The following is an 8795-nucleotide window of genomic DNA, read 5'->3' on the forward strand; positions in this document are numbered from 1 at the left end:
AAGCGGATATCCGCACCGTGGTCGACACGGCGCGTCTCCGGCCCGGCACCAACGCCTTTCAGGTCATTCTCCAGACCCTCAGCGCCTGACCAGCCTCCAAATGGCCTGGGTAATTACGATGCCTGTGTCCGAAACCTCAACCCGGAGGCACGCGTGCTCCGAGCAATAGCGTGCCCTCACGTCGACGCGCCCTTTTTCCGTGAATTTGAGGCCATTGGTGAGGAGATTGAGAACAACCTGTCGCAGGCGGCCCGGGTCGCCAATCAGCGACACCGCTGACGTCTCCAATTCCAGACCAATCTGGAGAGACTTCTTGTTCGCCTCCTCACGCCCAAGTTGGCAGCAGGCTTCAATCTCCTTGTCGACGTCGAATGGTATCTTTTCAATCGACAACTGACCGGCTTCGATTTTCGAGAAATCGAGGACGTCATTCACAATTGTCAGCAGCGAACGGCCGGAGTCGCGTGCCAGCTCGATATAGTGCTTCTGCCGCTGCCCAAGGCTAGGGTCGTTCCGCAAGATGTCATGAATGCCGAGGATGCCGGTCAGGGGCGTGCGGAGCTCATGACTCATGTTGGCGACGAATTCGGCCTTGAGCCTCGCCGCATGTTCCGCGATGGTCTTGGCCTTGTCGAGGTGACGCGCCGTACGTTGCCGCTCGGTGACGTCGCGCAGGGCCGAGATCAGCGATCTCGGGGTACCAGTGTCGGGGTCGCGGTCGAGGCTCACGCTAGCCTCCAACCAAATCCAGTGATCCGCTTTGTGCCGCATGCGCATTGTCATTGTGGCTGTGTCTCCCGGAACAGCTCCGGCACCGAGCATCTCCATCATGGTGTGCACTGCACCGGCATCGTCTGGGTGAACGAAGTCGTCGACATGCGACCCAATCATGTCTTCAGGGTCGTAGCCAAGCATGGCCCGGCTCGCGGGCGACACGTAGCGCCTGACAAGGTGCAGATCGAGTTGGGTGATGATGTCGCTCGTCGATTCCGCGAGCATACGGTATCGCACTTCGCTTGATTGGACTGCGGTCTCCGCCCTGCGGCGCGCCGTGATGTCAGTATAGGTCACTACCACAGACCCATCGGCAACGGGAGAGGTCACCACCTCGATGACCTTGCCGTTGGATCTGACGATCTCAAGAGTGCCGACCGTCAAGAGTTGGCCCTTGTCTTGCTCTCCCTCTCCTAAGCCCGGAACGCCCTGCACAAATTCCCCATGATGATCGATATAGGCAAGGACATCGTCGAATTGCAGTCGAGGTCCATCGAGGAATTCAAGGGGAATATCGAGGAGTTCGGCCGCCCGATGGTTCACCAGCTGGATGGTGCGATCAGGGCCGATTTTGATCAGGCCTTGTTGGATATTGTCGAGCGTCGCTTCGAGATTGATGGATTTTTCTGTCAGCTGACGCTTTGCCTCTCTTACGATTGAGACGTCCTGAAATGCACCGATTAAACGAACGGCTTTGCCCCCCTCGAACACCGCGACCCCGGTCGTGTTGGCCCAGAAAGTCCGCCCGGTCGCTGAGCGCACCTCCAGTTCGAGATCCCATGATAAGCCGCTTTCAGTGCAGTCCTGGACCGCCTTCTCGATGATCGGCCTCGATGGCGCCGTGTAGTAGCCGATGGCCTCTCCCAATGTCGGACGATGTCCCGGCTCCACGTCATGGAGGCGACATGTCTGGTCGGACCATGTGATCTCTTTGGTAAGGAGGTCCAGTTCCCATCCTCCCACGCCGGCGACCGCGCCCGAGCGTTCAAGGAACTGTCTTGTCTTCCATAATTCTAGTTCAACGGTTTTTCGGCGCGTGATGTCGAGCGCCGTACCATGCAATGCGATAATTTTCCCGTTTTCGTCGGTGATCGCCTCGCCGCGCCCCTCGAGCCACCCGCGCTCGCCATCGAGTTGTATGAACTGAAGCTCGAGCACGTAGGGTTCGCCGGTGTTTAAAGCGCGTTCTACGGCCTGCTGCAAAAGGGACCAACTCTCAGGAACATAGAGTTTTGGATGGTCCGCGAAGCTTGGCGGCACGCCAGCCGGATCGCAGCCCAAGATCCTATACAGTTCATCTGACCAAACGACTATGTCTTCAACCGCGTCCCATTCCCAACTTCCAATTTGACCAAGACTTTGTGCCTTATGGAGCGCGACCCTGCTTTTGCGAAGAAGTTCGTTCTTACGCTCTCGCTTAGTAATTTCCGTCCGAAGGGCGGCCTCCGTCTCTTTCAGGACGGTGACATCAGTCACCTGTACGACAAATCCAGCGACATTTCCGTCGACAATGTCAGGAATATAACTAGCCATGGTCTGACGCACTTGACCATCTATTTTCGTAATTGTGCGTTCGAAGTGCTGCGTCTCGCCCCGCAATGCACCTTGAATATAAGGCTTGTTTAGATGAAATAAGTCCTCACCGATGACGTCATACAATGACATGCCAATTATTTCATGTGGGTATTTTCCAAACCAATCGAGATATTGCTTATTTGCAAATTCACAGCGGAGACTACTATTCCAATAGGCTATAAGCCCGGGTATCGCGTCGAAAATCGCCGGCCCAGAGCAATTGCTTTTCGTAATTATGTTCTTCAACCCGAACATGTCACAACCTGCCGCAGATCGTACCCAACGTCGGGGACAGAAGAACTTAGCCCTTCAAATCTGCGTGAAGCATTAAGAATCAGCATTACTATAATTGATATGAATAATAATGCCGGTGCTCTGCGTTCCTTACGTCCTTGTGCCCAAAATGCGGGAGATGATCCTCCCTCATAGAAGTGGTACGCCCTCATATCTGTCTTTTAAGCCTCAATGAGGACGGGTGATATGCCGAGAAAAAGACACAACCCTCCTTCGCCAGCCTCTTCAGCAGGCAAGCCTGCAGGAATCCCAAGCTGGCTCCGCCCGAGGAGATCGTCGCCAAGCTGCGTGAGGTTGCCGTTTTGCTTTCCAAAGCTCAGAGCGTAGCGGAGGCGATTTACCATTCCAACAAGCGGCTCCCCAGCCACACGCGGCTGCTCTGGACAAGCGGCCCGTTCGAAAATCCAAGCCGGAACTTGCAGCCTGCGATCCGAAGCCAAGCTCGTCAGCGTGCAGCAAAAAGCCATCCATCCGACGTCGCGATCGGCTCGTGGATCACGACCTTAAGTGCCTCGTCCTTGGCTGCATGCCGCGGCTGGCAACATATGCGACGGGGCCGTACAGCCTACCGTCACATTCGCCCGTGATCCCCGGCTGTCCAAACCCATCCAATCCGACCGCGCGATGTGCGATCCCGCAGACACTGAGTTGAGCAGCCTAAAATAATTCGATACGCGCCGCAGTGTCCTGGCTCACTGCTTGGCCGCGGGCGGCCATGTGGGTTTCCCGCTGCCCGGCCATGACATAGGTGTTGAACAATTGGTCGAGCTTTTCCGATAGCATTTCGCCGCCCATGTCTGTGTTGTTCGGGCCGAGCATCGCGGAAATGGCAGCGAGGTGCTCCCCGACCTGCGTCGCCATGCGGCTCAACTGCTCCAGCTGCTGGCGGATGATGTCCTGAAACTGGATGCTGCCCATCATGTCCATCAACGGCTTGGCGATGGCCTCGTTCTCGCTCTCGACCTTCTGGAGAATGTCACGCTGATGTGCGACCAGGGTCATAAGATTGTCTGTCAGAGCGCTTAGGGTGCTGGCGATCTGGGCGATGGCCTCGTGCTCCGCCTCTTCGCGATGCTGGGTCTGAAGATCGAGATCGACGGTGACGGTCTGCATCAAGGCTTCGACGCGGCTGTGGACATCGTTTGAAATCGACTGGACCTCGGACGCCATCTTGCGGATTTCGACCGCGATCACCGAAAAGCCCCGCCCGGCTTCACCCGCCCGCGCCGCCTCGATGGACACGTTGAGCGACAGCATGGTGGTCTGACGAGCGATGCGGTTCACCCCGTCAAGAGCCTCGAGCACACTGCGCGTGTCGGTACCGAGTTGTGAACGCTGGCGCCTGCTCTCCTGTGCGTCGTCCTTCTGCCGGGCCGCAAAACGGTCGAGAAGATCGTGGCAGCCCTTCGTATGGGTCTCGATCTCTGAGATAACGTCCGTCACCTGATCGCTCGACCCGGATTTCTTAATGAAGGAGAGCAGTGCACTCACCTTACCGTCGACGCCCGTCAGATTGGCAAGAATCGCTCCCGCAGCCTCCTCGCTCAAATCCGTGACCGATTTCATCTGCCTATCGAGGATGTCGGTGAACGCGCTGTACTGGTCGAGTTCCTGAACGGCACGCTCGACCTCCGGGGTCGAACGCCCGGCCGGAAATGCCACGACATTGTCACGGCCGTCCCGATGATCCATTTCCGTGGACGGGACTGAGGAGTTATACACAGCTCCGAACTCTGCCAGTTCGACTGCTGCGCGATCGAGGCGTGACACTCGCTCGACGCTTGTGTAGCCGGCCTGCTGCGGCTTCGCCAAGATCCAAGTCGCCGTCATCCCGGATCCGAAGGCCATCAAGGACGCAAGCGCGCTCAAGCCATCCGGGAGGACCCGACGCAGACACAACTCCACCATGACCGCGCCTGCGGCAAGCCCGGCCACGACCAAAACCTTGACCGCCGTCCGTTTGTCGGTTGCCGGCAGCATCGGGCCAGCGCCAAGCCTTTCGGCTGGGACGCCGTCGTCGGGGACAGGGATCACGCTTTTTGTCGCGGCGACGACGATCATGCCCCCGGCACCAACTGCTTCACGACCTGAAGCAGAGCCGTCGGATCGACGGGTTTAACGAGCCACCCTGTGGCCCCTGCGGCCTTCGCGGCCCCTCGCTTTTCTGGCTGCGACTCCGTCGTAAGCACCAGCATGGGCACGAACCGGGTGGGCGCCATCTTGCGAAGCTTGCCGATGAGATCGACACCATGCATGCCTGGCATGTGATAGTCGGTAATGACGAGGCATGGCGCCAACCCGCCGCTGACCTTGCTTACCGCCGCCTCACCCGTTCCTGCGGTCTCGCACGCGAAGCCCGCTTTCTTCAGAATGCTCGACATACTAGAAAGCATCGTCGGCGAATCATCGACAAGTAGAACAGGTTTCATTACGATCTCCCGCCCAATTCGGCGGCTAGTGGGCCCAAAAACAAAAGACGTCATCTGCGAGGAGGTTATAGTCTCGGGCTCCCCGCGTCGTCGGACGATAGTTTCGGATCGGACGCCTGACGCCGAACGCCTCCGCGAGCGCGACATCCGTCCGAATACCACGAAAGATCCTTTCCGAACCGAAGTCTTGCAGTAACTTCGCTAATATTGTTTGCTGCAGGTGCATCCGCATGTCGACCTGGATGGGAACGATTGCGAACGCGTTTAAAAGAGGGTTGAGCCCCGTTGCCACAGTAAAGAAGAGCCGCGAAAACTGTGTCAGGCCGTGATGAGCCAAGTGGGTCAGCTGACTGGGGACGAGGACGCAATGGGCGGCGGTCAGCGCCGCAACGAGAGGCACATCGGCCGAAGGCGGCGTATCGATGAGGATCGTGTCGTAGCGGTCCCCGAGTCCCGCAAGCGCTTTGGCCAGCCGATGGGGATCGCTGGCGGTCCCATGAATCTTGAAGGCGGGGTCGGCGGGAAGGACGTCGAGCCCGGCCCAGGCGCTGGGGCGAATCGCTTCCGCGATGTTCACATCCGGTCGGCGAAAGACCTGATGCGCGGTCGCCTCATCTTGGTCCGCAAAGATGCCGAAGCCGAGTCCCGCGTGCCCCTGCGCGTCGAGATCGACCAACAGGACACGGCGTCCCCGATGCGTCAGCTCGGCCGCAAGATTGACCGTCGTCGTCGTCTTGCCGGTGCCCCCTTTGCAATTGGCGATAGCGATGACCTGCGCTGTCATGACGTTTTTCTAGGCCGCGCGACAATCGCGGAAGCAGGCCGCGAGAACGGGGTCGTCGGGGATGTTTCGAACCACGCCGCGCGAGGCCATGATCAGTTGGACGATGGCCGTGTGAAGCGTGACGGTCGCCGCAAGATCGAAGACTGGCTCGTCGATCGTGCGCAGGATTTCGAAGAGCGCTTCCGCCTCCTCGATCGTGCAATGACCGTGGAGCCCGATCAGCGTGTCGTCCGTACGGATCGGCATCAGAGCATCTCCTGGAGATCGAGGACGAGAAGGACCTGACCATTCCCGAGGAGAGCCGTGCCCGAAAATCCCGGTAACCCTTCGAGCACGCCTTCGAGCGGTTTGACGATGACTTCAAGCCGCTCGCGGAAGCCGTCGACCACCATGCCGACCCGCTCGCGGCCGACCTTGACGACCATCACGGCCTCTTCGTCGCGTTGCGACTCTGCGAGGTCGGGCAAGCGCAGAGCACGGGCAAGCCGCGCGATCGGGATGATCGTGTCGCGCAGCACAAAGGTCTCCATGGCCTTGATGCGATGGATGTTCTCACGCTTGATCCGCACGGTTTCGACGACGTGGTCCATCGGGATGCCGAAGATACGGCCGCGGCATTCGATGGTGACGATGCGGGTGACCGCCATCGTCAGGGGGAGGCGAACGGTGACGGAGGTGCCCACCCCGAGCGTCGAGTGGAGCGAGACCTCGCCTCCCGCCTTGATCACGGCCGAGCGCACGACATCCATGCCAACGCCTCGGCCGGACAGGTCCGAGACCTCCTCCTTGGTCGAGAAACCGGCGTCGAAGACCAGATTGGTGGCTTCGACATCGTTCATCTGTTCGGCACGGTCGGCCGAGATCAATCCGAGTTTCAGCGCCCTCTCCTTGACGCGCTGGGGATCGATGCCCTTGCCGTCGTCGCTGACCTCGATCACGACGAAATCGTTTTCCTGCCGCGCCACGATTTTCAAAACGCCCTGTTCGGGTTTCCCAGCCGCCTCGCGTTCGTTCGGCGTCTCGATCCCGTGGTCGAGGCTGTTGCGGACCATGTGGATCAGTGGGTCGGCGAGGCTTTCGAGCACGTTCTTGTCGGCTTCGGTGTCCTCGCCTTCGATCACAAGTTCGATCTTCTTGCCGAGCTTGCGGGAGATATCGCGCACGAGGCGGGGAAAACGCTGGAACACCTGGCTCACCGGCATCATCCGTACCGCCATGACCCCGACCTGAAGCCCCTGGGTGATCCGATCGATGACGGCGAATTGATCCTTGATCTCGCGCGCGACGGCACGGGAGCCATGCACCTGCTCGGCCCGCGTCGCGAGATAAGAGAGCCCGTTCTTCGCGACGATTAATTCGGCAACGAGATTCATGATCGCGTCGATCTTCGACTGATCGACGCGAAGCACCCGGGGTAAGGTCTTGACGTCACCATGCTCCTCGACGGCCGTCAGCGGCTTTGCACTCGCGGGCATCGGCTCGACCGCGGATGGCACACTCCGGCCGGCTGGTGCGGGTTCGGTTCGTTGCACTCCCAGCGTCTCGACCAGCGCCTGCAAAGGCGCGAGTTCACCGGTTTGACGAAAGACAGCGACGGCGGCGGGGAGTTCGGCCGAGACGGCAGTGTCACACAGCGCATCCGCCAGATTCTTCAGCACCGTTCCGACCGCTTCGAGGCGGCCCTGGACAAGGGCCGGATCGATCGGCGTCTTGAGAACCTTGATCTGTTCAGCCGCGATCATCCGGGCGGTGTCGCGGAGCGCGATATCTGCCGCGATTGGCAATGGAGTGGACGCGGCGGCCGCTGACGTCGCCGTCGGCTGTTCGCCGCGCAATGGAAGAACACCCGTCTCGATCGCCGCGATCAGGCGATTGAGATCCTCTTGCCGCTCCAGTCCGTGGCAGGACAGATGGACTTGCGCCCAGCGCAGCGCCGAGGCCTGGAAGCTGGCGGGTGCGACCATGGTCAGGAGGGTCGCGACCGCGCGGTCCAGGGCCGTGCGGTCGCCGGCCGTCAGGTGCTGGCGCGCAACCTTGCCGAAGTCGCCAAACACCGGCCCACCGGCCGCTTTGCCAGTCGGTCGCGCCAGATCGGCACCTGCGATCTCTCGAATGTCGACGCGCTCGATGACGTAGCGCATGTGCTCGTCGAGTTCGGCCCGTGTGGTGTCGCTCAACACCTCGAACCGGAGCAGGCAGGCAAGCGGGTCCATGCTGTCAAAGGCCGGAAACGGCGCGCGCGGGCCGACCCGGAGCGCCAGAATCCCTTGCGCGTGACGCAGCATGGCGACCGGATCGTCGCCGCGAAAAAAGCAATCCTCATCCGGTTCGAAAGACCATGCGAGAAGCCGTGGGCGCGACAGGCCCCGGAAGGCCGTCATTCGGTCCGCTTCGGGAAACTGGTCGAGCCAGTCCGGCACCTCCGTGACGGCCGCCACCGCGGGCACCGGCGCCCCATCGAGACTGGCTGCTGGCAGATCGGCGAGCCAACTGCGCAGCACCTTGACCCGCTCGGTCATGGTGGCTTCGGCATCGCTCGGGAGCGCTTCCCGCGTTTCGAGGGAATCGATCCAGCGGCCGACGAGATCGAGACTGTCGAGCAGGCGGTCGACGATGTCGGAAGTGAGCGTGATCTCGCCGGTGCGAACCTCACCGAGCAAGTCCTCGGCGGCATGGACGAGACGTGTCAGAGGACCGACGTCGAACAGGCCCGAGGATCCTTTCAGCGTGTGGACGGCACGGAACACGTCGTTGATGACGCTCTGGGACGTGGCGTCGCGCTCCAGCGCGAGCATGCCGTTGCCCGCCTGTTCCAAGAGGTCGCGGGCCTCTGGAATGAATTGGGCAAGAAGCGGGTTCATGGTAATTACCCAGGCCCTTGCCACGCAAGGAAATCGCTGATTCCCTTAGCGAATGAGCCGATTCGATCTTGAGCGTTT

General features: G+C 60.3%; 6 protein-coding genes. All 6 read right to left on the reverse strand.

Going from position 1 to position 8795, the window contains the following annotated elements:
- Nucleotides 1-78: 78 nt before the first annotated feature.
- The 6 genes from M8523_RS35085 to M8523_RS35110 all read right to left on the reverse strand — a co-directional run bounded on the left by M8523_RS35085 (nt 79) and on the right by M8523_RS35110 (nt 8717).
- The gene (locus M8523_RS35085; protein ID WP_282589441.1) at nt 79-2604 is read right to left on the reverse strand and encodes a PAS domain S-box protein; all 2526 of its coding nucleotides are present in this window, start codon (nt 2602-2604) and stop codon (nt 79-81) included.
- Nucleotides 2605-3300: 696 nt separating this feature from the next.
- The gene (locus M8523_RS35090; protein WP_282589442.1) at nt 3301-4704 is read right to left on the reverse strand and encodes a methyl-accepting chemotaxis protein; all 1404 of its coding nucleotides are present in this window, start codon (nt 4702-4704) and stop codon (nt 3301-3303) included.
- Nucleotides 4701-5126 (reverse strand): response regulator, encoded by a 426-nt coding sequence (locus tag M8523_RS35095; RefSeq protein ID WP_282589443.1) that lies wholly within the window; start codon nt 5124-5126, stop codon nt 4701-4703. Before M8523_RS35095 ends, M8523_RS35090 begins: the two co-directional genes overlap by 4 nt.
- Nucleotides 5098-5856 (reverse strand): ParA family protein, encoded by a 759-nt coding sequence (locus M8523_RS35100; RefSeq protein ID WP_282589444.1) that lies wholly within the window; start codon nt 5854-5856, stop codon nt 5098-5100. The genes M8523_RS35095 and M8523_RS35100 overlap by 29 nt, the downstream gene beginning before the upstream one ends.
- Nucleotides 5857-5865: 9 nt before the next feature.
- Nucleotides 5866-6102, reverse strand: a complete 237-nt coding sequence (locus M8523_RS35105; RefSeq protein ID WP_282589445.1) for a hypothetical protein — start codon at nt 6100-6102, stop codon at nt 5866-5868.
- Nucleotides 6102-8717, reverse strand: coding sequence for a chemotaxis protein CheA (locus M8523_RS35110; protein ID WP_282589446.1), 2616 nt, complete (start codon nt 8715-8717; stop codon nt 6102-6104). The genes M8523_RS35105 and M8523_RS35110 overlap by 1 nt, the downstream gene beginning before the upstream one ends.
- Nucleotides 8718-8795: the final 78 nt, after the last annotated feature.

Source organism: Lichenifustis flavocetrariae, from assembly GCF_026130545.1.
In the GTDB taxonomy this organism is placed as follows: Bacteria; Pseudomonadota; Alphaproteobacteria; order Rhizobiales; family Beijerinckiaceae; genus Lichenihabitans; species Lichenihabitans flavocetrariae.

What these genes read in the sequence shown, in the direction of transcription:
- M8523_RS35105 (WP_282589445.1), bottom strand. Translation starts at nt 6,102, where the DNA reads ATGCCGATCCGTACGGACGACACGCTGATCGGGCTCCACGGTCATTGC.
- M8523_RS35090 (WP_282589442.1), bottom strand. Translation starts at nt 4,704, where the DNA reads ATGATCGTCGTCGCCGCGACAAAAAGCGTGATCCCTGTCCCCGACGAC.
- M8523_RS35095 (WP_282589443.1), bottom strand. Translation starts at nt 5,126, where the DNA reads ATGACGTCTTTTGTTTTTGGGCCCACTAGCCGCCGAATTGGGCGGGAG.
- M8523_RS35100 (WP_282589444.1), bottom strand. Translation starts at nt 5,856, where the DNA reads ATGACAGCGCAGGTCATCGCTATCGCCAATTGCAAAGGGGGCACCGGC.
- M8523_RS35085 (WP_282589441.1), bottom strand. Translation starts at nt 2,604, where the DNA reads ATGTTCGGGTTGAAGAACATAATTACGAAAAGCAATTGCTCTGGGCCG.
- M8523_RS35110 (WP_282589446.1), bottom strand. Translation starts at nt 8,717, where the DNA reads ATGAACCCGCTTCTTGCCCAATTCATTCCAGAGGCCCGCGACCTCTTG.